Source organism: Achromobacter sp. KK8 (genome assembly GCF_054188005.1).
In genome coordinates this window covers 4,078,190-4,101,401 of the sequence record NZ_CM135178.1, presented here as the reverse complement: position 1 = coordinate 4,101,401, position 23,212 = coordinate 4,078,190, and the positions used below count along the sequence as shown (strand labels likewise).

Genomic DNA, 23,212 nt, shown 5'->3' with positions numbered 1-23,212 from the left:
ATCAATTCAGAATGGCTTCGGGCTGCGACCAACGCTCGCGGTTGGCGCGCGCAAGCGCAAATACGTCGACGATCAGCGCCACGCTGCCATCGCCCAGGATGGTGGCGGCGGAGATGCCGGGGACCTTGCGGTAATTCGACTCGAGATTCTTGACCACCACCTGGTGCTGACCAATCAGGTGATCCACCAATAGTGCAAAGCGGCGGTCCTCGGCCTGCATGATGACGGCAATGGCCTGCGTGGGATCGGTCTGCGCATCGCTGACCGAGAACACGCGATGCATTTCCACCAGCGGCAGGTATTCGCCGCGCACGTGCATGACGCGCTCGTTGCCGGCCACCGAGTAGATCTGGTCGTTGGTCGGCTGCAGCGATTCGGTCACGTGGTTCAGGGGCAGGATGAAGGTTTCCTCGCCCACCCGCACCGACATGCCGTCCAGGATCGCCAGCGTCAGCGGCAGCACGATGCGCGTGGTGGTGCCATTGCCCGGCTCGCACGAGAGCTGCACGTGGCCGCCCATGTCCTGGATGTTCCGGCGCACCACGTCCATGCCGACACCGCGGCCGGAAATGTCGGTGACCTTTTCAGCCGTGGAGAAGCCCGGCGCGAAGATCAGCTGCCAGATTTCGTCGTCGGGGGAATTCTCGTTGACCGGCAAGCCCTGGGCCATGGCCTTCTTGAGGATCTTCTCGCGGTTCAGGCCGGCGCCGTCGTCACTGACCTCGATCACGATGTTGCCGCCGTTGTGCTGGGCCGACAGCACCAGTTGGCCGACCGGGTCCTTGCCGGCGGCGACACGCTTCTCGGGCGTCTCGATACCGTGGTCCAGGCTGTTGCGCACCAGGTGCGTCAACGGGTCGATGATGCGTTCGATCAGGCTCTTGTCCAGTTCGGTGGCGCGGCCGTAGGTCTGCAGTTCGATCTGCTTGCCCATCTTGCCGGCGATGTCGCGCACCAGGCGGGGGAAGCGGCTGAACACGTAGTCCATGGGCATCATGCGGATGGACATGACGGCTTCCTGCAGGTCGCGCGCGTTGCGCTCGAGCTGCTCCATGCCGTTGAGCAGACGGTCGTGCAGCACCGGATCCAGCGTCGACGCGGTCTGCGCCAGCATGGCCTGGGTGATGACCAGCTCGCCCACCAGGTTGATGACCTGGTCGACCTTTTCCACGCCCACGCGGATCGAGGTGGACTCCTTGTCGGCGTGGGCCGGTGCGGCGGCGGCGCGGCTGGTGCGCGCGGCCTGCGAGATGGCCTCGGCGGCGGCGGCGGACTCGGCCACGGCGGGCGCGGCCGCGACCGGCGCGGCCTCGGGTGCCGCGGCGACCGGCGCAGCGGCCACGGCGGGCGCCGCCGCGGCAGGTTCGTCCGCGGCGGCCGGAGGCGCTTCGCGCGCAATGCTGAGCTGGTCGGCGTCGACGATGAAGCAGCAGACAGCCTCGATGTCATCCGGGGTGCAGGTGCTGTCGACCCAGACGGTCAGCACGCCGTTGGCGCGCTCGCTGGCCTTGACCTGCCCCAGGTTGCCCATTTCCTCGAGCAGCGAGGCTGCGTCCTTGTCGGACACCTTGGTGATGCGCACGCGCAGCGGCAGGCCGGCGGTGTCGGCGGACTCGGCCACCGGAGCTGCCTCGGCCACGGGCGCGGGCGTCGCCACCGGCTCGGGTTCGGGCGCGACCTGCGCCACCGGAGCAGGCGCGGGGGTGGGGGCCGGCGCCGGCGCGGACGCCGCGGCGGGGTCCTTGTGCTCCAGGGCGAGCTGTCTCAACACCGCGCAGATACGCTCAAACACGGCTTCATCGGGCTCTTCGGAGGCCCGGTAGGCATCCAGTTGGCTTTTGAGCACGTCTTTCGTTTCCAAGAAAATATCAATCATGTCCGTGCGCAGCGCCATTTCGCCGCGACGGATCGCATCCAGCAGGTTTTCAAGCAGGTGGGTGGTGCCCGCCAGCTGGTTGAAACAGCCGAACGTCGCCGCGCCGCCCTTGATGGAGTGCGCCGCGCGGAAGATGGCATTGAGCTGTTCGATGTCGGGCGCGCCCACGTCGAGCTCGAGCAGAAGCTGCTCCATTTGCGCGAGCAGCTCGTCCGCCTCGTCGAAAAAGGTCTCGTAAAACTGACTGAGGTCCAATCCAGAACTCATGACCCGTACGCCTTCATAAATGAACTCGCCTATGCGCCGGACTGCTCGTCGAGCAGTTCAGACGCCAATTCCACCAGCACATCGGGATCGACCGGCTTCGAGAGCCAGCCGCATACGCCCAGATCCCGCGCGGCCATCTTGCTGTCCACGTCGTCCTCGGTGGTCAACACCAGCACCGGCACATCCAGGTACTGTTCCTGTTCGCGCAGGCCCTGGATCAGCTGCAGTCCGCCCATCACGGGCATGTTCCAGTCGCTCACCACCAGGTCGACGGGATGGCTTTTCGCCACTTCCAGCGCCTCCTGGCCGTTGCCGGCCGTCAACACCTTCCATCCCGCGCCCGTCAGCGTGGCCTGGACGATCATTCGCATCGTCGCCGAATCGTCCGCCACCAAAATCGTTGCCGCCATTGCTATCGAGCCCCTTCGGCCGCCGGCGTCGCCGCCGGTTCGCCTTGCTTGGTTGCCGTCGTGGCCTGGGCGGCGGCATTCACCGCCTCCACGGCCGTCCCAACCTCGCGGGCATCCTTGGCGCTGACGTCCGCGGCCGCGGCGTTCTCGTTTTCGATGCGCCGCTGGGTGCTCTGATTGAGCACCACCAGGCTGATACGTCTATTAACGGCCGCATACGGATCATCTTTAACCAGGCTCATGCTCGATGACAGGCCCTGGATGCGCATGACCTTGCTTTCGTTCATGCCGCCGGCCACCAGTTCCTGGCGCGAGGCATTGGCACGATCGGCCGAGAGTTCCCAGTTGCTGTAGGCGCGTTCACCGCGCGCATACTGCGACGCGTCGGTGTGGCCCGAGATGCTGACCTTGTTGGGCAACTCGTTCAGAACCGGCCCCAATTCCCGCAGGATGTCGCGCATGTACGGCTGCACTTCGGCGCGGCCGGTGGCGAACATGGGGCGGTTCTGGTTGTCGATGATCTGGATCCGCAGGCCTTCGGTGGTCATGTCGATCAGCAATTGGGGCCGGAAGCTTTTCAGCACCGGACTGTTCTCGATGACGTTTTCCAGCCGCTTCTTGAGGTTTTCCAGCCGATGCTGGTCGCGCCGCTCGGCGTCGCCCTTGGGCTGGGCCTCGACCCGGTTGCCCTGGGCGCGGCGCTCGTCGCCGTCGTTGCGCAGGGGGTCGCGTCCGCCGCCGGGAACCGCGCTGGTCTCGGCCGAGCTGCTGGGGCCGCCGGTCAGCGCCACGCGCAGGGGCATGCGGAAGTACTCGGCAATGCCCTTCAGTTCCTCGCGCGGCACGATGCTGATCAGCCACATCACCAGGAAGAACGCCATCATCGCCGTGATGAAGTCGGCGTAGGCGATCTTCCAGCTGCCGCCGTGGTGCCCGCCGCCGTGGACCTTCTTGCGGCGGATCACCACACGGTGGTTGTTTACCGTGCTCATGGCCCGCTCCGTCAGGCCTTGGCGGTGGACTTGGTCTGCCGGACGTGCTCTTCCAGCTCACCGAAAGTCGGACGCACCGACGAGTACAGCACCTTGCGGCCGAATTCCACCGCCAGCTGGGGCGGATAGCCGTTCATGCTGGCCAACAGCGTGGTCTTGATGCATTCCAGCACCTTCATGGCCTCGTCGGTGCGGCGCTCGATGCGCGAGGCCAGCGGGCCGACGAAGCCGTAGGCCAGCAGGATGCCCAGGAAGGTGCCGACCATGGCCTTGGAGATCAGGTCGCCGAGAATCGCGGGCGGCTGGTCCACGGCGGCCAGCGCCTTGATCACGCCCAGCACCGCGGCCACGATACCGAACGCGGGCAGGCCGTCGGCCATCTGCCGGATCATGCTGGCAGGCACTTCACGTTCGTGGCGGTAGGTTTCGATTTCCTCGTCCATGAGCGTTTCGATCTCGAACGAGCTCATGTTGCCGCTGATCATGATGCGCAGGTAGTCCGTGATGAACTCCATGAGCTTCTCGTCCTTGGCGATGCGCGGATACTCGCTGAAGATCGGACTGGAGGCCGGATCCTCGATGTGCGATTCGATCGCCATCAGGCCTTCGCGGCGCGCCTTGTTCAGCAACACGTACAGGAGCGCCATGAGCTCCATGTAGACGTCCTTGCCGTAGCGCGAGCTTTTCAGCGTGTCGGGCAGTGCCTTCTTGACGAGCATCAGCGATTTCTTGCTGTTGCCGGCCAGGAAGGCGCCGAAGGCCGCGCCGAAGATCAGCGTCAACTCGAACGGCTGGTAGAGCGCGCCCATGTGGCCGCCCAGCGCTACGAAGCTGCCGATGACCGACACGATCACCACTAGAAAACCGATAACAATCAACACATCAGGCCCCTGCCAACGAAGTCTAAAACCGGCGTCAATGATCCCCTGTTCCCCCCGTCCCAAAAAGGCGGGTTACGGGGAGTTTTCCAGGGCTTTTGATGTATTTGGACGCGCCGCTCAGGAACGGGCGGCGTCTACGGCTGGCACGGATCGGCTGCCCGCGCGCGCCTTGGCGGCGGCGCGGGTCTTGCCGGCCCGGGGTGGCGGACGGCAGATCGCGCACACGAAATCCGACTGGGGATCATGCGCATGCGCGATGAAATGCCCACCGCACTGGCGGCAGGCGGAAAGTTGCAACATGCCGCTGTCGAAAAATCGCACCAGCATCCAGGCGCGGGTGAAACTGAGCACCGGCTCGGCCGATTCGGCGTTGTCGACGCCGGCGTTCTCGAGATACAAGCGGTAGGCGTCGATGATGGCGCGGATACCCTTGCTGCTGGTACGCGCGTTCAGGAACGAATACACGTTGTAGAACAACGACGAATGAATGTTCGGCAACCAGGTCATGAACCAGTCGACCGAAAAAGGCAGCATGCCCTTCGGTGGCGAGCAGCCGCGGATTTCGCGGTAGAGACGGGCCAGGCGGTCATGGCTGAGGCTGGTTTCCGCCTCCAGCACCTGCAGCCGCGCGCCCAGGGTGATCATGGAGCTGGCTAGCAGGATGTCATCCGCTTCCTGCGAAACGCTCTTGGTGGCCATTGCACGTATCCGAGTGGGAGTCGACCGGCCGTCAGGCCAGTTCTTCAACAGGTTGCTTGGCCAGCAGGATCGTCGCGTGCGCTTGCTGCAGCGCACCACCCAGCACGTCGTGCGTCAGGGCAGACAGCAGGCTGTAGTCATCGAAACGGAAGCGGCACAGGAGCGAGCTGGAGCTGGCCAGCTTCACCAGCTGGGCCGGAGAAAGACGCATCAGGATATCGGCAACCTCGTTGCTGAAACCCAGGCGGAACATCGATGCAGCATAGTCATCGCGCAGCATGCGCTGCGCGAGAAGTAGATAGGACAGATTCACTTCACGGATATCTGCCAGCAAAGAATTTTCGACTTGTTGCACGCCCGACTCCCTATTCCCTATCCCACCGAAGGGGCTTGATAACCAAAAGCATTTGGCAACATCTGTTGCACCCTGCCCGCTGCATCCTGTTTTAATGCGAAATGTATCATTTGTTCGCAATTTAAGTAAAATTTACCACAGGTCATGTCATTTTCTATGACTTATATGACAAATCTTTGTTGATATTGCGCAACTTGAGACTTTAGATACACCTTGACATAGAAAGTCCTCACAAATGTACGTCAATTTGGCAAATAAGCATTCAAAACGTTGCGTGCTTTAAGGAATGAAATACCGTCTTTTACCGACAATGACACCTTGCCGATGACAGAATCTTGCTAGCTTTAGCGCAGCCGCGCGTTTGTCGACAATGTCGCAAATTGACAACAACCGACAATGCGTCACGATGGACACCGCCTGACACTCCCGCAATGCCCCACGCAGATGACAGCTTGGTCGAATATGCCCCGCTAGTGCGGAAGCTGGCCCTGCAATTGCTCGCCCGGCTGCCCGCCAGCGTCGAACTGGACGACCTGATCCAGGCCGGCATGATCGGCCTGCTGGACGCCGTGCGGCGTTACCAGGAAACGGCCGACGCGCAGTTCGAGACCTACGCCACCACCCGCATCCGCGGCGCCATGCTCGATGAGCTGCGCGGCCAGGATTGGCTGCCGCGCAGCGTGCGCGCCAAGGCCCGCAAGATCGAACAGGCCATCCAGTCGCTGGAACAGCGACTGATGCGCGCGCCCACGGAAGCCGAGATCGCCCAGCAGATGGAGATCCCGCTGAACGAATATCAGACGCTTCTGCACGACGCGCAGGGTGTGCAGATCGTCCACTACGAGGATTTCGCGACCGAACCCGATACGGGCTCGGGCTCCGGCCAGTCCGACTGGACCGCCACGCTGAACCACGGCGCGGCCAGCGGCAATCCGCTCGATTCCCTGCTGGCCGGTGATTTCCGCCAGGCGCTGATCCACGCCATCGACTCGCTGCCCGACCGCGAGAAGCTGTTGTTGTCGTTGTGCTACGAGCAAGGCCTGAACCTGAAGGAAATCGGCGCGATCATGAACGTGACCGAGGCCCGCGTCTGCCAGCTGCGCTCGCAGGCCACCGCCCGCATCCGCGCCAAGCTGCGCGAACAGGCCTGGCAGGACCTGCCCCAGGAAGGGCAGATCGCGCAGATCATCTGAGGCCGCGCACGTTCGTGCTGCCGTGGCCCGTACAAGTCCGGGACCAGTCTGGATCGAACTCCGACCCGACGAAACCCGGGATCTTTCCGCCCTTTTTCAAGCCTTCCGCATCCACCATCGGCTGATAGGCTGTCGCCTGCACAATGCCTTTGCCTACGCGCGCGACCAAGCGGCCAAAGTTGCGGCCGCCTCGACACGGACTCCAAGATGACCGAACCCGATCTGTTGAACCAGGCGATTTCCGACGCCTACGACGAAACGCCCTACCTTTCCAACGCCTTGCTCCAAACCGCGCCAGGCCACCTGCGGGCGGTAGCGCGTCTGTATGGATTGGATTCGGCGCCGCTGGCGGGCGCCCGCGTCCTGGAATTGGGCTGCGCCGCCGGCGGCAACCTGATCCCGTTCGCCGTGGCCCACCCGAACGCGCAGGTCATCGGCATCGACCTGTCACCGGAACAGGTCAACGCGGGACGCGAAGTGGTGGAAAAACTCGGCCTGCGCAACCTGGACCTGCGGGCCTTGAGCATCACCGATATTGACGACAGCCTGGGCAAGTTCGACTACATCATCTGCCATGGCGTCTTCAGCTGGGTGCCGCCTGTCGTGCGCGAGGCCATCCTGCGCGTCTGCCGCGACAACCTGGCGCCCGAGGGCATCGCCTTCATCAGCTACAACGTCTACCCCGGCTGGAAAACGTCGGATATCTTGCGCGACGCCATGCAGCTCAACAGTTTCTCGGCCACCACGCCAGCGGAAAAGCTGAAGAAGGCCAAGGAAATGCTGGGCCTGCTCCAACATGGGCTATCAACCAATAACCTGATGCGCGAGGCGATCAGCAAGGCCGCACACACCCTGAGCCAGCAGCCGGATCATTATCTTTTCCACGAATACCTGGAAATGATCAATTCGCCCTGCTATTTCCTGGAGTTCATCGCCAGCATCCAGCAAGCCGGCCTGGCTTATGTCAGCGATGTCCAGCCCGAAGGCTCGTTCCCCTCCAGCTACGGCGAGGCCACGGCGAACGCGCTCGCCGCCATGTCCGGCGATGCCGATCGCGTCATGCGCGAGCAATATCTGGATTTCGCGGTGGGCCGGCCATTCCGCCAGAGTCTGCTGGTCCATGCCGAGCGTGCCGACCAGATCCTGGAACGGCCCGAAGCCAGCCACTTCTCTTCCATGCTGCTCTCCGCCCAACTGCGGCCGGATGCGGAACGCGATCGGGCCCAACCAGGCCGCCGGCATTTCCGCACGCCCGGCAACGCCGGCCTGGCGACGCAGGATCCATCGCTGGTCGCGCTGATCGAGGTGCTGCAGGAACACTGGCCCGCTCCGATTGCGTTCGAACAAGCCCAACGCGTCGTCGCAAGCCACTCGCCCCATACCGGCGACGCCCTGGAACACGCCACGTTGTTGCATCTGATTACGCTGTTCAACTGCGGCGGGCTGCGTTACCGATGCGAGCCGATCGGCTATGGCAACGATTCGACCAAACCCCGACTCATCCCCGGCGCCCGGGAATTGATCACCGCCAGCAGCGAGAAAGCGCTGCAGGTGGGCCTGTACAACCTTTGGCATCAACACGTGAACCTGAGTATCGACCCGGCCACCCGCTACGTTGCCACCTTGCTGGACGGATCCCGGACCCAGGCCGAAATGCGCACGCAACTGCGTGACGCCCTCACTGCCGGCCACATTCCTCATCCGGACGGCCGGGCGCTCAAGGGTGCCCGCAATGCCGATCCGATTGCCCAGGAACTGCTGGTACGCATCTTGGCCGCGTTTCGGTCGAGCGGCTTTCTGCTCTGACCCCCAGCTCTCCACCCCCGCCGGGATTAGCCTGGCCCGGCGGGGAAATGAAAAAAAGCGAAAACTCAAAAAAACTCCTAAAGATTGTTTTTGGCCTGCCGTAATCCTGGCAACGGAGAAATTCGAGGACGCAAGGATTCGGATTCTTCCCGTTACAACGATGGGCGGCCCCGCTGCCCGGTTTGAAGAAGCCTTTCTCTCTTGGGAGCCTGAACATGGCTGCAGTTATCAACACCAACTACTTGTCGCTGGTTGCTCAGAACAACCTGAACAAGTCGCAATCCGCCCTGGGTACCGCCATCGAGCGTCTGTCGTCCGGCCTGCGCATCAACAGCGCCAAGGATGACGCCGCCGGTATGGCCATTGCCAACCGCTTCACCGCGAACGTCAAGGGCCTGACCCAAGCCGCGCGCAACGCCAACGACGGCATCTCGCTGGCCCAGACGACGGAAGGCGCCGCCTCCGAAATCAACACCCACCTGCAGCGCGTTCGCGAACTGTCGGTGCAGGCCGCCAACGGCAGCTACTCGCAAGAGCAGCTCAACTCGATGCAGGACGAAATCAACCAGCGTCTGTCGGACATCGACCGCATCTCGCAACAAACCGACTTCAACGGCGTGAAGGTCCTGTCGGGCAACGCCAAGCCGCTGACGCTGCAAGTCGGCGCCAACGACGGTGAAACCATCACCCTGAACCTGACCGAAATCAGCGTCAAGACGCTGGGCCTGGACGGCTTCAACGTGAACGGCAAGGGCGTGACGCAAAACCGCACCGCCACCGTGTCCGACCTGCAAGCTGCTGGCGGCGTCCCCGCCGGTAACGACTGGACCGTGACCACGAACCACGCTGCCGCCACTGCCGAGCAAGCTTTCGGCAAGCTGGAAAACGGCAATACCGTCGTTGTGGGCGGCACGACCTACACGTACGATGCCGCCAACGGCAACTTCACGTTCCAGAACAAGACCGCTGACGCCGCCGCCCTGACCAAGCTGGCCACGTCGCTGACCCCGGCCACCGGCACCGCCACCGGCACCTACGCCAACAACGCCTCGGCCTCGACGACCTTCGAAGTCGACGCGACCGGCAACCTGACCATCGGTGGCAAGGCTGCGTACCTGGCCGCCACCGGCGAACTGTCGACCAACAACCCCGGCGGCGGCGCGCAAGCTACGCTGAACGACGTCCTGACGGCCACCAGCAAGGCAGCCGTGGGCGGCGCCAGCGTGTCGATCGGCGGCAAGACGTTCAACAGCAGCGGCACCGCCGGCGTCGTCACGTACACCGACACGGTCGCCAAGGACGCCCTGCTGGCCACGTTCAAGGCCGGCGCCGCTGGCAGCGAGATCAATCTGGGTCAAGGTATCACCGCCGCGAAGCTGACCTTCACCACCGGCACGTCGACCGACACGTGGGTTGACGCTTCGGGCAGCTTCACCCGCACCCAGAAGTACGACACGACCTACACCGTCGACCCCAACACGGGCAAGGCCACGGTCAAGAGCGGCACGGGCACCGGCGACTACGCTCCGAAGGTCGGCGCTACCGCCTACGTCAACGCCTCGGGCAAGCTGACCACGGAAACGACCAGCAAGGGCGACAAGACGACCGATCCGCTGAAGACGCTGGACGCCGCCTTCACCAAGCTGGACAAGCTGACGGGCGAACTGGGCGCTGTGCAGAACCGCCTGGAATCGACCATCGCCAACCTGAACAACGTCGTGAACAACCTGTCGTCGGCCCGCTCGCGCATTCAAGACGCGGACTACGCCACGGAAGTGTCGAACATGTCGAAGGCTCAGATCCTGCAACAGGCTGGCACCTCGGTTCTGGCGCAAGCCAACCAAGTGCCGCAAACCGTTCTGTCGCTGCTGCGTTAATCACGCCGCAACGCCTGACGGTTGGGCAAGGCGGGCCGCAAGGCACGCCCTGCCCGCCTCCCGCGCCGGGTGCCTCGCACCCGGCCGCACAACAAGCCGGCGCAAGCCGGCTTGTTTGCATTTACGCCTCCCCAAGGTCCCGCCCCAAGGCCGGCGGCAACGCGCCATCGGGCCGCGGTTTGCACGCTTTCGGCGCTTCATTCCCCGCACCTCCTTCGTCCCGGCCGCGCTTGCGCCGTTGCCCGCGCGCGTGGATTGCCGCTGCGCACCGGGCCCGCGAATCGCCCGGATTTCCAAGCGATCGTGGAAGGTGGCTTTTTGCCACCTTCTCGCTTTTTTGAGACACGCCACGGGCCTTCATAATTGCCCTCGCACGCTTTTGTATCTATATTTTTCGTAATATGACCACCACGCCTCCCGATCCACTCGCTACGCGGCATGACGGCACCACGGATCAAGACGACCAGGCGCCGGTGGACCCCCACACCCAGCGCCTGCGCGAAGAGAACCGCGCCTTGCGCGAACTGCTGGCCGCGCAGGTCCAGGCTTCGATCCCGCGCCCTCCCGGCCCGCTCAAGCGGCTGGGCTGGTGGCTGATCAGCGCGCCCGGCGCCGCCCTGGTCGGCTGGCGCAGCCTGCTGGGGCGTGAAGACGCCACGCCGATCACCGGCAAACGGGTGGGCTACGCCACGCTGACGGTGCTCTACACCCTGGCGATCTATGGCGCGCTGGTGCTGCTGGTGGTTTCCTGGAGCACGCCCGATGCCGGGCGCACGGGCGCATCCGCCGCCGGTCCGGTGCGCGTACCCCTGGGCGCGCCGCCGGGCGTGGGACCGGAGGCCGCCCGGCCGTCGGACCCGCGCTCGCCCGCGGCTCCCATTGCGCCGCGCACCGCCGATGCGCCCCCGCCGCAGCCGGGCGCCACGGACAGCGTCCCCCCTTCCGCCGCGCCGTCGCCTGACGACGCCGCGCCGACGCCGCACACCCAGGGCCAGTCCGCCGCGAGCGCGGCGCCCGCCGCAGCCGCCATCCCCGCCCGCGAAGGCGCCGCTCCGCACGCGGACAGCCCCGCCATGCCCAAGCCCACGTTGCGCATCACCGAGATCCCCGCCGAGAATCCGCATGCCTGGGTCGACAACCTGAAAGCCGAACTGGCGCGCTGCGCCACGCTGGGTTTTTTCGAACGCCCCGATTGCGCCTGGGCGGCGCGCAAGCAGTATTGCGGCCCGAACCAGGGCTGGGGCGCCGTCAAGGAATGTCCGGCCCAACCCTGACCCTGCGCAATCTTCGTCCGAGAATTTCACCGCGAGACGTTGAAGTACGCAATAATCACGCATAATCCATCTGTCCCGGACGCCGTCCGGCAAGCCTCACAGGACTCCCCACCATGGATCTTTCCGTCAGCAACACCGTGAACACCGGCCTGGCCATGCGTGATGCGCAGCTGATGCAGGAAGTCCAGGCCCGCGTCACCAAGAAAGCCATCAACGCCCAGGCCGACACGGTCGCCACGCTGATGCAGTCCCTGCCGGTCGTCGCCATCGACGGCAAGATCGGCACCCGCATCAATACCCAGGCATAAATCGCCCTGGCGCGCGGCAACGATTGCCGCGCTCCCTTCGCTTTGGCGCGCTCTTCGTGCGCCGCCCTTTCGTGCAGCCTTTTCGCGCCGCCCTTTCGCCTCCCCTGTCAGCCCCGGCTCACGCCGTCAGGCCTCCAGGTGCCTGCGCATCAATTCCTCGAACCACTCCAGGAACACCGCCAACCGGCGCGAACGCTGCCGCCGGTGCGGATACAGCAATGCCACCGGCATGGGCGCGGCGCGATGCGCCGGCATGACTTCCACCAATTCGCCCGCTTCCAGCAGGTCCTGCACGTCGAAGCGCGGAATCTGGATCAGCCCCAGGCCCGCCAGGCAGCAGGCGATATAGCTTTCGGCGTTGTTCACCACCACCCGGCTGGGCACCGCGATGAGCCGGCGGCCGCCGTCGTCGGCCACCACCTCCCAGGGTAGTTCGCGCCCCGTGGTGGGCGAGGCGTAGCCCACCATCCAATGCCCCGCCGGCAATTCGTCCGGCGCATGGGGCACGCCCTGGTCGCGCAGATAGGCGGGACTGGCGCAATTGACCAGGCCGATATTGCCCAGCGGCCGCGACACCAGGCTGCTGTCGTGCAGCGCGCCGACGCGCACCGCGCAGTCGACGCCTTCCTGGATCAGGTCGATGGCGCGGTCGCTGGACCCCAGCGCCAGTTGCAACCGGGGGTGGCGCCGCAGCAGGCCCGGCAGCGCCGGCGCCACCAGGCGGCGCGCGATGCGGCTGGGCACGTCGACGTTGAGCCGGCCGGACACCTGGCGCTGGCTTTGCTGGAACAGGTGGTCGATGTCCTCGACTTCGGACAGCAGCGGCCGCAAGCGCTCCAGCAACTGGGCGCCATCGGCGGTCAGGCGCACCTGGCGCGTGGTCCGGTGCAGCAGTCGCGCGCCAAGTTGCGCTTCCAGCTGCTGGACGGCGGCCGAGACGGAAGCGCGCGGCAGTTCCAGCGCGTTGGCGGCCTTGATGAAACTGCCCATCTCCGCCACTTGCGCGAAGACGCGATACTGTTCGAACCTGTCCATGCTCCCCCGGTTTGCGGCAGTGCCGGCGGCACCCCGCCGCCCGTGACAGCATAGCCGCTCCGGCAGCCGTCGCGGGCATCCGACGGCGGCTTCGCCCAGCACGCGTCGCCCAGCACGCGTCGCCAGGCACGCTCCAAACCGGCGCGTAAGCGGCGGCCCGGGGCTCGATGGTTACTTGGTGGTGTAGCCGCCGTTGATCAGGATGGTCTGGCCAGTGATCCACCAACCGTCGCTGACCAGGTGGCGGATGAACGGCACCACGTCCTCGATGTCGGTCAGGCCGGTCTTGGAGAACGGCGACAGCGCGGCGGCGGTCTTGTGGTACGCCACCGCGTCGGCGCCTTCGGCCGGATAGAAGAACGGCGTATCCATCGGGCCCGGCCCGACCGCCGTGACCGAAATGCCGCGCGCGCCGAACTCCTTGGAGGCCGCGCGGGTGTAGTGCTCGACCGGCGCCTTGGTGCCGGCATAGGCGGCGTAGAACGGCGTGAACGCGCCCAGCAGCGAGGTCACCAGGGTGCAGACCTTGCCGTTGTCGTTGACGTGGCGGCCAGCCTCTTTCAGGAAGAAGAAGGCCGTCTTGGCGTTGACCGCGCTCATCTCGTCGTACTCGGCCTCGCTGATCTCGGTCAGCGGCTTCTTCAAGACCTTGCCGACGGTATTGATGGCGATGTCGGGCCGGCCCACCGCCGCCACCGCGTCGGCGAACAGCTTCTCGACCGCGCCGGCGGTGGTCAGGTCGGCCTGCAGCGCCACCGCCTTGGCGCCGGCGGCCTGGATCGCGGCCACGGTGGCGTCGGCGTCTGCCTTGGACGCCGCGCTGTTGTAGTGGATGGCGACGGCCTTGGCGCCGTGCTGCGCCAGGTCGCGGGCGATCAGGCCGCCCAGGTTCTTGGCGCCCCCGGCGATCAGTACGACTTTGCCCTTGATGGAATGGTCTGCCATGGAAAATCTCCCGCATGTGTCGATGGAGATTCGATTCTAGGCAGCCGCGCGGGCCGGATCAGCCGGGTGCGACCGGATAGATTATCCAGAAAACCGTACCAATCATGGCCCGGCCGGCGGGTGGTTCGCGGCTCGCGCCTCGCCCTGCACGCAGTGATCGCGGGCGTCACGGCAAGGGGACGCCAATGAAAACAGCCCGAAGGCCGTTGGGCGCTTCGGGCTGCGGTGCCGGCGTCCGGATCCGAAGATCCGGCAAGCCCCGGCGATCTACTTCTTCTTCATCGGCGGCAGGTCGGTGCACACGCCTTCGGCCACTTCGGCCGCCATGCCCACCGATTCGCCCAGGGTCGGGTGCGGGTGGATGGTCTTGGCGATGTCGATGACGTCCGCGCCCATTTCCACGGCCAGCGCCACTTCGCTGATCAGGTCGCCGGCATGGGTGCCGACGATGCCGCCGCCCAGGATGCGGTGCGTCTCGGCGTCGAACAGCAGCTTGGTGAAGCCTTCGTCGCGGCCGTTGGCGATGGCGCGGCCGGAAGCGGCCCACGGGAACACGCCCTTCTCGACCTTGATGCCCTGCTTCTTGGCTTCGTCTTCGGTCAGGCCGACCCACGCCACTTCCGGATCGGTGTAGGCCACCGACGGAATCACGCGGGCGTCGAAGAACGACTTCTGGCCGGCGGCGGCTTCGGCCGCCACGTGGCCTTCATGCACCGCCTTGTGCGCCAGCATCGGCTGGCCGACGATGTCGCCGATGGCGAAGATGTGCGGCACGTTGGTGCGCATCTGGCGATCGACCTCGATGAAACCGCGGTCGGTCACGGCCACGCCCGCCTTGTCGGCGCCGATCTTCTTGCCGTTGGGGCTGCGGCCCACGGCCTGGAGCACCAGGTCGTAGCGCTGCGGTTCCTTCGGCGCGCCCTCGCCCTCGAAGGTGACGTAGATGCCGTCTTTCCTGGCTTCCGCGCCGACCGTCTTGGTCTTGAGCATGATGTTGTCGAAGCGGCCGGCGTTCTTCTTCTGCCAGACCTTGACCAGGTCGCGGTCGGCGCCCTGCATCAGGCCGTCCAGCATTTCCACCACGTCCAGGCGCGCGCCCAGCGTGGAGTACACCGTGCCCATTTCCAGGCCGATGATGCCGCCGCCGATGATCAGCATCTTCTTGGGGATTTCACGCAGCAGCAAGGCGCCGGTGGAATCGACGATGCGCTCGTCCTGCGGCAGGAACGGCAGCTTCACCGACTGGCTGCCGGCGGCGATGATGGCCTGCTTGAAGCGGATGGTCTGCGACTTGCCGTCGGCGCCCTTGACCGCCAGGTGGTTGGCATCGGCGAATTCGCCCACGCCGGTCACCACGGTGACCTTGCGCGCCTTGGCCATGCCGGCCAGGCCGCCGGTCAGCTTGGCGACCACGCTGTCCTTGTAGCCGCGCAGCTTGTCCAGGTCGATCTTGGGCTCGCCGAAGCTGATGCCGTGGGCGGCCAGCTCGCGCGCCTCGTCGATGATGGCGGCGTTGTGCAGCAGCGCCTTGGACGGAATGCAGCCCACGTTCAGGCAGACGCCGCCCAGCGTGGCGTAGCGTTCGACCAGCACCACGGACAGGCCGAGGTCGGCGGCGCGGAAGGCGGCCGAATAGCCGCCGGGGCCCGCGCCCAGCACCAGCATGTCGTATTCGGCGTCGGCCGAGCCCTTGAAGGTCGCGGCGGCGGGGGCCGCTGCGGCCGGCTTGGCCTCGGCCTTGGGGGCTTCGGCCTTCGGCGCGTCAGCCTTGGGCGCTTGCTTGGCGGCCGGCGCGGCGTCGGACGCCTCGACTTCCAGGACCACCGAGCCTTCGGCGACCTTGTCGCCGACCTTGACGTTGATGGACTTGACCACGCCGCCCGTGGAGGCGGGAATTTCCATCGAGGCCTTGTCGGACTCGACCGTGATCAGGCTCTGCTCGGCCTTGATCGTATCGCCCACGGCGACCAGCACCTCGATGACCTCGACTTCCTTGAAGTCACCGATGTCCGGCACTTTGATTTGAACGGTATTGCTCATGGGGCTCCCCGTTTACAGCGCGATGCGGCGGAAGTCGGCCAGCAAGGCGCCCAGATAGGCGTTGAAGCGGGCAGCGGCGGCGCCGTCGATGACGCGGTGATCATAGGACAGCGACAGCGGCACGATCAGGCGCGGCACGAACTGCTTGCCGTCCCAGACGGGCTTGTGCGACGAACGCGACACGCCCAGGATGGCCACTTCGGGCGCATTGATGATGGGCGTGAACGACGTGCCGCCGATACCGCCCAGCGACGAGATCGAGAAGCAGCCGCCCTGCATTTCGGCGGGCGAGATCTTGCCTTCGCGCGCCTTCTTGGACAGGTCGGTCATTTCCTGGGCGATCTGCAGGATGCCCTTCTTGTCGGCATCGCGGATCACCGGCACCACCAGCCCGTTGGGCGTATCGGCGGCAAAGCCGATGTGGTAGTACTGCTTGAGCACCAGGTTGTCGCCGTCCAGCGAGGCGTTGAACTCGGGGAACTTCTTCAGGGCCGCGACCACGGCCTTGATCAGGAAGGCCAGCATCGTGACCTTGATGCCCGACTTCTCGTTTTCCTTGTTCAGCGTGACGCGCAGCGCTTCCAGGTCGGTGATGTCCGCTTCGTCGTTGTTGGTGACGTGCGGGATCATGACCCAGTTGCGGTGCAGGTTCGCGCCGGAGATCTTCTTGATGCGCGACAGCGGCTTGGCTTCGATCGGGCCGAACTTGGTGAAGTCGACCTTGGGCCACGGCAGCAGGCCCAGCGCGGCGCCATCGGCCGAACCGCCGGCGGCGGCCGGGGCGGCGCCCGAGGCCAGCGCGGTCTTGACGAAACCGCGCACGTCGTCGGCGGTGATGCGGTCCTTGGGACCGGTGCCCTTGACCTTGCTCAGGTTCACGCCCAGTTCGCGGGCGAACTTGCGCACCGACGGCGAGGCGTGCGGCAGCTGGCCGGGCTTGAGGTTGGCGTCTTCCAGCGCGGCGGCCGGGGCCGGGCGCGAGCCGACGGCGGGCGTGGCCGGGGCCGCGGGCGCTTCCGCCTTGGCGGCCGGGGCTTCCGACCTGGCCGGCGCGGCTTCGGCCTTGGCGGCCGGCGCGGCCGCGGCGGCGGGCGCGCTGCCTTCAACCACGACCACGACCGAGCCCTTGGCGACCTTGTCGCCGACCTTGACCTTCACTTCCTTGACCACCCCGCCCTGCGAGGCCGGGATCTCCATCGAGGCCTTGTCGGACTCGACGGTGATCAGGCTCTGCTCGGCCTTGATCGTGTCGCCCACGGCGACCATGACTTCGATGACTTCCACTTCCTTGAAGTCGCCGATGTCCGGCACTTCGATCTCGACCGGACCGCTGCTGGCGGCCGGCGCGGCGGCCTCGGCCTTGGCGGCGGGCGCGGCGGCGGCAGCCTGCCTGGGCGCCTCGGCCTTGGGTTCTTCCTTGGCGGCCGGGGCAGCGGCGGCGTCGGCCGCTTCCACCTCGAGCACCACGGCGCCTTCGGCGACCTTGTCGCCGACCTTGACCGCGATCGACTTCACCACCCCGCCCTGCGAGGCGGGGATTTCCATCGAGGCCTTGTCGGATTCGACGGTAATCAGGCTCTGCTCGGCCTTGATCGTGTCGCCCACCGCCACCAGCACTTCAATGACTTCCACTTCCTTGAAGTCGCCGATGTCGGGAACCTTGATTTGCACGACGTTGCTCATGTCTCTTTACCCTCAGGCGTATTGCGGGTTGGCTTTGTTCGGGTTGATGCCGTACTTCTTGATGGCTTCGGCCACCTTGGCAACCGGCACCTTGCCTTCGTCGGCCAGCGCGCGCAGCGCGGCGACCACGACGAAGTGGCGGTCCACTTCGAAGTGCTCGCGCAGCTTGGCGCGGAAATCCGAACGGCCGAAACCGTCGGTGCCCAGCACCTTGTATTCGCGGCCCTTGGGCACGAACGGACGGATCTGGTCCGCAAACAGCTTCATGTAGTCGGTCGACGCGATGATCGGGCCTTCCGTCTTGGCCAGCTGTTCCGTGACGTAGGCCACCTGCGGCTTCTTCTCGTCGGGGTGCAGCATGTTGTGGCGCTCGGCGTCCAGGCCGTTGCGGCGCAGTTCGGTGAAGCTGGTGACGCTCCACAGGTCCGAGGCCACGCCCCAGTCGGCTTCCAGCAGTTCCTGGGCCGCCATGACTTCGCGCAGGATCGTGCCCGAGCCCATCAGCTGCACGCGGTTCTTGCCCTTGCCGTGCGACTTGAGCTTGTACATGCCCTTGATGATGCCTTCCTCGTCGCCGGCGGTCAGGCCAGGCTGCGGGTAGTTTTCGTTCATCACCGTCAGGTAGTAGTAGACGTTTTCCTGGTCTTCCACCATGCGCTTGAGGCCATGCTGGATGATCACGGCCAGTTCGTGGCCGAAGGTCGGGTCGTACGAGACGCAGTTGGGGATGGTCGAAGCCAGGATGTGGCTGTGGCCGTCTTCGTGCTGCAGGCCTTCGCCGTTGAGCGTGGTGCGCCCGGCGGTGCCGCCCAAGAGGAAGCCGCGCGCCTGCATGTCGCCGGCCGCCCAGGCCAGGTCGCCGATGCGCTGGAACCCGAACATCGAGTAGTAGATGAAGAACGGGATCATGATGCGGTTGTTCGAGGAGTACGACGTGGCCGCCGCGATCCACGAGCTCATCGCGCCCGCTTCGTTGATGCCTTCCTGCAGGAGCTGGCCGTCGGCCGCTTCCTTGTAGTACATGACCTGGTCCTTGTCGACCGGGGTGTACTTCTGGCCTTCCGGCGCGTAGATGCCGATCTGGCGGAACAGGCCTTCCATGCCGAAGGTGCGCGATTCGTCGGCCAGGATCGGCACGACGCGCGGACCCAGCTGCTTGTCGCGCAGCACCTGGTTCAGGATGCGCACGAAGGCCTGGGTGGTGGAGATCTCACGGCCTTCGGCGGTGGGTTCCAACACGGCCTTGAAGGCGTCCAGCGCCGGCGCCTTGAGCTGTTCGTCGGCCTTGGCGCGGCGGCGCGGCAGGTAGCCGCCCAGCGCGGCGCGGCGCTCGTGCAGGTACTTCATTTCGGGCGAGTCGTCGGCCGGCTTGAAGTACGGCAGGTCGGCCAGCTTGTCGTCCGGGATGGGGATGCCGAAGCGGTCGCGGAATTCGCGGATCGAGTCCAGTTCCAGCTTCTTCTGCTGGTGGGTCGGGTTCTTGGCCTGGCCCACGTGGCCCATGCCGTAGCCCTTGATGGTCTTGGCCAGGATCACGGTCGGCTGGCCTTCATGCTTGGAGGCGGCGTCGAACGCGGCGTAGACCTTGTGCGGATCGTGGCCGCCACGGTTCAGGCGCCAGATGTCTTCGTCGCTCATGCGCGACACGGCTTCCAGCAGCTTGGGGTGCTTGCCGAAGAAATGCTCGCGCACGAACTTGCCGTCGTTGGCCTTGTACGCCTGGTACTCGCCGTCGACGGTTTCTTCCATGATCTTGCGCAGGATGCCTTCCTTGTCGTGCGCCAGCAGCGGATCCCAGTAGCCGCCCCAGATCAGCTTGATCACGTTCCAGCCCGAACCGCGGAAGTCGCCTTCCAGTTCCTGGATGATCTTGCCGTTGCCGCGCACCGGGCCGTCCAGGCGCTGCAGGTTGCAGTTGATGACGAAGATCAGGTTGTCGAGCTTTTCACGGGCCGCCAGGGCGATGGCGCCGAGCGACTCGGGTTCGTCCATTTCGCCGTCGCCGCAGAACACCCAGACCTTGCGCTTACTCGTGTCGGCGATGCCGCGGGCGTGCAGGTACTTGAGGAAACGGGCCTGGTAGATGGCCATCAGCGGGCCCAGGCCCATCGACACCGTGGGGAACTGCCAGAAGTCCGGCATCAGCTTCGGATGCGGGTACGAGGACAGGCCCTTGCCGTCCACTTCCTGGCGGAAGTGGTTCAGTTGGTCTTCGGTCAGGCGGCCTTCGAGGTAGGCGCGGCCGTACATGCCGGGCGAGGTGTGGCCCTGGAAGTAGACCAGGTCGCCGCCGTGGTTTTCGTTCTCGGCGTGCCAGAAGTGGTTCTGGCCGCAGCCGATCATGGTGGCCAGAGAGGCGAACGAGGCGATGTGGCCGCCCAGGTCGCCGCCGTCCGGCGGATTGTGCTTGTTGGCCTTGACCACCATGGCCATGGCGTTCCAGCGCACGTACGAGCGGATGCGCGATTCCAGTTCCAGGTTGCCCGGGTGCGCCGGCTCCAGGCCGGGCGGAATCGTGTTGACGTAAGCGGTATTCGGCGAGAACGGGATGTGGGCGCCGGAACGACGGGCTTCGTCGATCAGGCGTTCCAGCAGGTAGTGCGCGCGCTGCGGTCCTTCGCGATCAAGGACTGCCGCCAGGGCTTCGAGCCACTCCTGGGTTTCTAGGGTGTCTTCGTCGTTGGCAGCCTGCACGGCGCCAGCCTGGGCGAAAGAGGACATCGTGTGTCTCCTGTTGGGGTTCGTTCGTGACCGCACCCGCTTATTTATCTACTCGCGGACATGCCATGGTAGTCGGGATCATCCGGGCTACCATGCCATGCATGGGTCGGGGTGTTGTGCTAGAGACCAGCTACTCGGGAGCGGTTTCCCTATCAGCCGGCATTCTAAGAAAGAAGATTAACCGGTCGCAAGGAAAATTTCATGTTGCGGTACGGCATTTCATAATGCGAAAACATGAACAGAAGCTTAAAGCGATATTCCCCACTTTTTTAGCCGATCATCCGCCTGTCCGGCTTGATTCCCGGCAATTCCGTTCCGACACGCATTAAAATGCCCCCCACGCCGCGCCTTCGGCTTGCAGCCCCGCGGGGCCGTTTTCATCTTGAGGCGGCCCGGCGATGAAAAATGCCCGGCCTATCCGGCCCGAACTCCATGTCCAGCGCGCCCAAGTCCAATATACCCACGCCGTTCCACGACCACGCCCGCACGCGCCGACGCGGGGTGTACTGGGTCACGCCCGCGATGGTGCTGATCCTCTATATCTGTGTGATGGGGGTGTTCTTCTGGTTGCAGCGCATCCATGACGACAGCGTCATGTTCGTGACCATCGACCAGGAAATGCGGCAGCAGCGCCTGATCTGGGTGGTGCTGGCGCTGTCTTGCGTGATCGTCATCAGCCTGCTGATGCTGTGGCGCTATACACGCTTCCGTTCCGCCGCCGAGGCCGCCCTGATCGCCGAGACCGGCTTTCGCCGCGCCATGGAGAACTCCATGTCGACCGGCATGCGCGTGCTGGACATGGAAGGCCGCATCGCCTACGTCAATCCGGCCTTCTGCCGCATGATCGGCTGGAACGAGGCCGACCTGATCGGCCGCAGCCCGCCCTTCCCCTACTGGGTGCCGGGCCGCCATGAACAGCACCAGCACACCCTGGACGTGCTGATGTCCGGCAAGACGCCCAGCAGCGGCCTGGAAGTCGAGGCCCAGCGCCGCGACGGCTCGCGCTTCACGGCGCGCATGTACGTATCGCCGCTGCTGGACCCCAACGGCAACCAGATCGGCTGGATGACGTCGATGACCGACATCACCGAGCCCAAGCGCATCCGCGAGGCCCTGACCGCCGCGCACGAGCGCTTCATGACGGTGCTGGAAGGCCTGGACGACGCCATCTCGGTCACCGCCGACACCCACGACGGCCTGGAGCTGCTGTTCGCCAACCGCACCTACCGCCGCGTGTTCGGCGCCCAGACCGGCGGCCATGACGAGCTGCTGGCCGGCCGCCGCGGCCGCTTCACGGATGAATCCGTGGAAGTCTTCGCGCCCTCGGTGCAGCGCTGGTTCGAAGTGCACCACCGCATGCTGGCCTGGACCGACGGCCGCCGCGTGCGCATGCAGGTGGCGCGCGACATCACCGAGCGCCGCACCCACGAAGAAGCCTCGCGCGTGCAGCAGGAAAAGATCCAGCTCACCAGCCGCCTGACCACCATGGGCGAGATGGCCTCGTCGCTGGCGCACGAACTGAACCAGCCGCTGACCGCCATCGCCAACTACAGCATGGGCGCGGTGGCCCTGGTCAAGGCCGGCCACACCAGCCCCAACATGCTGCTGCCGGCGCTGGAGAAGGCCGCCTCGCAGGCCGAGCGCGCCGGCAAGATCATCAGCCGCATCCGCGAATTCGTGAAGCGCAGCGAGCCGCGCCGCCAGCGCGTGGCGATCGGCCGCATCGTCGACAACGCCATCGGTTTCGCCGAGATCGACGCCCGCAAGCGCCGCATCCGCATCGACAGCTTCGTGCCGTCGAATGCGCCGGACGTGCTGGCCGACCCGATCCTGATCGAACAGGTGCTGCTGAACCTGCTCAAGAACGGCCTGGAAGCCATGGAAAAGAGCGAGTCCGACGAGCTCAAGGTGGCCGTGATCCTGCACGAGCAGCACATCGAGGTGGCGGTGGTCGACCGTGGCCACGGCCTGGCCGAGCCGGAACGCCTGTTCGAACCCTTCTTCAGCACCAAGACCCAGGGCCTGGGCATGGGGCTGAATATCTGCCGTACCATTATCGAATCGCACCACGGCCGCCTGTGGGCGGACCCGAACCCCGCCGGCGGTACTATTTTCCGCTTTACCCTGCCCTGCGCTGCGTCCCAGACGCAGGCCCAGAATGACCAGTCAGAGGAGTTGCACGCATGAACACGCCCCACCTGTCGAGCACGGTATTCATTGTTGATGACGACGAAGCGGTCCGCGATTCGCTGCGCTGGCTGCTTGAAGCCAACGGCTACCGCGTCCGCGCCTACGCCAGCGGCGAGTCGTTCCTGGAAGACTACGACGCCAGCCAGATCGGCGTGCTGATCGCCGACGTGCGCATGCCCGGCATGAGCGGCCTGGAGCTGCAGGAACAGCTGATCGCCCGCAACGCCCCCCTGCCCATCGTCTTCATCACCGGCCACGGCGACGTGCCGATGGCCGTGTCGACCATGAAGAAGGGCGCCGTCGACTTCCTCGAGAAGCCGTTCAACGAATCCGATCTGCGCGAAATCGTGGCGCGCATGCTGGAGCAGGCCACGCAGCGCGTGAGCAAGCACCAGGCCCAGAAAGACCACGAAGCCATGCTGGCGCGCCTGACCGCGCGCGAGCAGCAGGTGCTGGAGCGCATCGTCGCCGGCCGCTTGAACAAGCAGATCGCCGACGACCTGGGCATCAGCATCAAGACCGTCGAGGCGCACCGCGCCAATATCATGGAAAAACTTGAAGTGACCACCGTTGCCGATCTGATGAAAGTGGCCCTGGCCAAACCCGAGGCACACGCATGAGCCGCCGGGCCGTTCCCAAGGCGAATACCGTAGCGCACCG

General features: G+C 65.4%; 18 protein-coding genes. 7 read left to right on the top strand and 11 right to left on the bottom strand.

The window, feature by feature from the left end; genetic code table 11:
• Position 1: 1 nt before the first annotated feature.
• From cheA to flhD, 6 genes are all read right to left on the bottom strand, one after another.
• Positions 2-2,143: a chemotaxis protein CheA gene (gene cheA / locus ACVN9Z_RS18985; RefSeq protein WP_458212522.1), complete on the bottom strand. Its 2,142-nt coding sequence runs from the start codon at positions 2,141-2,143 to the stop codon at positions 2-4.
• Positions 2,144-2,172: 29 nt separating this feature from the next.
• Positions 2,173-2,553, bottom strand: coding sequence for a response regulator (locus ACVN9Z_RS18980; protein ID WP_006387511.1), 381 nt, complete (start codon positions 2,551-2,553; stop codon positions 2,173-2,175).
• A gap of 2 nt (positions 2,554-2,555) precedes the next feature.
• Complete coding sequence (gene motB / locus ACVN9Z_RS18975) at positions 2,556-3,545, bottom strand: flagellar motor protein MotB (RefSeq protein WP_006387510.1); 990 nt, start codon at positions 3,543-3,545, stop codon at positions 2,556-2,558.
• A gap of 11 nt (positions 3,546-3,556) precedes the next feature.
• Positions 3,557-4,426: a flagellar motor stator protein MotA gene (motA, locus tag ACVN9Z_RS18970; protein ID WP_006387509.1), complete on the bottom strand. Its 870-nt coding sequence runs from the start codon at positions 4,424-4,426 to the stop codon at positions 3,557-3,559.
• A gap of 117 nt (positions 4,427-4,543) precedes the next feature.
• Positions 4,544-5,125, bottom strand: a complete 582-nt coding sequence (gene flhC, locus ACVN9Z_RS18965; protein ID WP_006387508.1) for a flagellar transcriptional regulator FlhC — start codon at positions 5,123-5,125, stop codon at positions 4,544-4,546.
• A 31-nt stretch (positions 5,126-5,156) separates the two neighbouring features.
• On the bottom strand, positions 5,157-5,480 hold the full coding sequence (gene flhD, locus ACVN9Z_RS18960; protein ID WP_006219025.1) for a flagellar transcriptional regulator FlhD: 324 nt from the start codon (positions 5,478-5,480) through the stop codon (positions 5,157-5,159).
• Positions 5,481-5,911: 431 nt separating this feature from the next.
• Here flhD and ACVN9Z_RS18955 point away from each other — a divergent pair, with 431 nt between their 5' ends.
• From ACVN9Z_RS18955 to ACVN9Z_RS18935, 5 genes are all read left to right on the top strand, one after another.
• A complete protein-coding gene (locus tag ACVN9Z_RS18955) occupies positions 5,912-6,673 on the top strand; it encodes an RNA polymerase sigma factor FliA (protein WP_006387507.1) in 762 nt (253 codons plus the stop codon).
• Between the two features lie 207 nt (positions 6,674-6,880).
• On the top strand, positions 6,881-8,479 hold the full coding sequence (locus ACVN9Z_RS18950) for a methyltransferase regulatory domain-containing protein (protein WP_054448662.1): 1,599 nt from the start codon (positions 6,881-6,883) through the stop codon (positions 8,477-8,479).
• Positions 8,480-8,694: 215 nt separating this feature from the next.
• A complete protein-coding gene (locus tag ACVN9Z_RS18945) occupies positions 8,695-10,356 on the top strand; it encodes a flagellin N-terminal helical domain-containing protein (protein ID WP_368931842.1) in 1,662 nt (553 codons plus the stop codon).
• Between the two features lie 401 nt (positions 10,357-10,757).
• Positions 10,758-11,630 (top strand): hypothetical protein, encoded by an 873-nt coding sequence (locus ACVN9Z_RS18940; RefSeq protein WP_054471498.1) that lies wholly within the window; start codon positions 10,758-10,760, stop codon positions 11,628-11,630.
• Positions 11,631-11,743: 113 nt separating this feature from the next.
• Positions 11,744-11,938 (top strand): putative motility protein, encoded by a 195-nt coding sequence (locus ACVN9Z_RS18935; protein WP_006387491.1) that lies wholly within the window; start codon positions 11,744-11,746, stop codon positions 11,936-11,938.
• 126 nt (positions 11,939-12,064) lie between these two features.
• Here the strand turns inward: ACVN9Z_RS18935 and ACVN9Z_RS18930 are convergent, their stop codons facing one another.
• From ACVN9Z_RS18930 to aceE, 5 genes are all read right to left on the bottom strand, one after another.
• The gene (locus tag ACVN9Z_RS18930; protein WP_006387490.1) at positions 12,065-12,973 is read right to left on the bottom strand and encodes a LysR family transcriptional regulator; all 909 of its coding nucleotides are present in this window, start codon (positions 12,971-12,973) and stop codon (positions 12,065-12,067) included.
• A 171-nt stretch (positions 12,974-13,144) separates the two neighbouring features.
• A complete protein-coding gene (locus tag ACVN9Z_RS18925; protein ID WP_006387489.1) occupies positions 13,145-13,918 on the bottom strand; it encodes an SDR family oxidoreductase in 774 nt (257 codons plus the stop codon).
• Between the two features lie 267 nt (positions 13,919-14,185).
• The gene (gene lpdA / locus ACVN9Z_RS18920) at positions 14,186-15,958 is read right to left on the bottom strand and encodes a dihydrolipoyl dehydrogenase (protein ID WP_049055696.1); all 1,773 of its coding nucleotides are present in this window, start codon (positions 15,956-15,958) and stop codon (positions 14,186-14,188) included.
• Between the two features lie 12 nt (positions 15,959-15,970).
• Entirely contained in the window at positions 15,971-17,641 is a 1,671-nt protein-coding gene (gene aceF / locus ACVN9Z_RS18915; protein WP_054444260.1) for a dihydrolipoyllysine-residue acetyltransferase, read from the bottom strand.
• Between the two features lie 12 nt (positions 17,642-17,653).
• The gene (gene aceE, locus ACVN9Z_RS18910) at positions 17,654-20,362 is read right to left on the bottom strand and encodes a pyruvate dehydrogenase (acetyl-transferring), homodimeric type (protein WP_054497833.1); all 2,709 of its coding nucleotides are present in this window, start codon (positions 20,360-20,362) and stop codon (positions 17,654-17,656) included.
• 432 nt (positions 20,363-20,794) lie between these two features.
• Between aceE and ACVN9Z_RS18905 the strand changes: the two genes are divergently transcribed.
• Positions 20,795-22,549: a PAS domain-containing sensor histidine kinase gene (locus ACVN9Z_RS18905; RefSeq protein WP_020927319.1), complete on the top strand. Its 1,755-nt coding sequence runs from the start codon at positions 20,795-20,797 to the stop codon at positions 22,547-22,549.
• The gene (locus ACVN9Z_RS18900; protein WP_006219003.1) at positions 22,546-23,172 is read left to right on the top strand and encodes a response regulator transcription factor; all 627 of its coding nucleotides are present in this window, start codon (positions 22,546-22,548) and stop codon (positions 23,170-23,172) included. The genes ACVN9Z_RS18905 and ACVN9Z_RS18900 overlap by 4 nt, the downstream gene beginning before the upstream one ends.
• Positions 23,173-23,212: the final 40 nt, after the last annotated feature.

Excerpts from the sequence above, each read along its gene's own strand:
- ACVN9Z_RS18940 (WP_054471498.1), top strand. The coding sequence starts at position 10,758 with ATGACCACCACGCCTCCCGATCCACTCGCTACGCGGCATGACGGCACC.
- ACVN9Z_RS18955 (WP_006387507.1), top strand. The coding sequence starts at position 5,912 with ATGCCCCACGCAGATGACAGCTTGGTCGAATATGCCCCGCTAGTGCGG.
- ACVN9Z_RS18905 (WP_020927319.1), top strand. The coding sequence starts at position 20,795 with ATGTCCAGCGCGCCCAAGTCCAATATACCCACGCCGTTCCACGACCAC.
- ACVN9Z_RS18945 (WP_368931842.1), top strand. The coding sequence starts at position 8,695 with ATGGCTGCAGTTATCAACACCAACTACTTGTCGCTGGTTGCTCAGAAC.
- aceF (WP_054444260.1), bottom strand. The coding sequence starts at position 17,641 with ATGAGCAACGTCGTGCAAATCAAGGTTCCCGACATCGGCGACTTCAAG.
- lpdA (WP_049055696.1), bottom strand. The coding sequence starts at position 15,958 with ATGAGCAATACCGTTCAAATCAAAGTGCCGGACATCGGTGACTTCAAG.
- ACVN9Z_RS18930 (WP_006387490.1), bottom strand. The coding sequence starts at position 12,973 with ATGGACAGGTTCGAACAGTATCGCGTCTTCGCGCAAGTGGCGGAGATG.
- aceE (WP_054497833.1), bottom strand. The coding sequence starts at position 20,362 with ATGTCCTCTTTCGCCCAGGCTGGCGCCGTGCAGGCTGCCAACGACGAA.
- ACVN9Z_RS18980 (WP_006387511.1), bottom strand. The coding sequence starts at position 2,553 with ATGGCGGCAACGATTTTGGTGGCGGACGATTCGGCGACGATGCGAATG.
- ACVN9Z_RS18950 (WP_054448662.1), top strand. The coding sequence starts at position 6,881 with ATGACCGAACCCGATCTGTTGAACCAGGCGATTTCCGACGCCTACGAC.
- ACVN9Z_RS18935 (WP_006387491.1), top strand. The coding sequence starts at position 11,744 with ATGGATCTTTCCGTCAGCAACACCGTGAACACCGGCCTGGCCATGCGT.
- flhC (WP_006387508.1), bottom strand. The coding sequence starts at position 5,125 with ATGGCCACCAAGAGCGTTTCGCAGGAAGCGGATGACATCCTGCTAGCC.
- motB (WP_006387510.1), bottom strand. The coding sequence starts at position 3,545 with ATGAGCACGGTAAACAACCACCGTGTGGTGATCCGCCGCAAGAAGGTC.
- ACVN9Z_RS18900 (WP_006219003.1), top strand. The coding sequence starts at position 22,546 with ATGAACACGCCCCACCTGTCGAGCACGGTATTCATTGTTGATGACGAC.
- cheA (WP_458212522.1), bottom strand. The coding sequence starts at position 2,143 with ATGAGTTCTGGATTGGACCTCAGTCAGTTTTACGAGACCTTTTTCGAC.
- ACVN9Z_RS18925 (WP_006387489.1), bottom strand. The coding sequence starts at position 13,918 with ATGGCAGACCATTCCATCAAGGGCAAAGTCGTACTGATCGCCGGGGGC.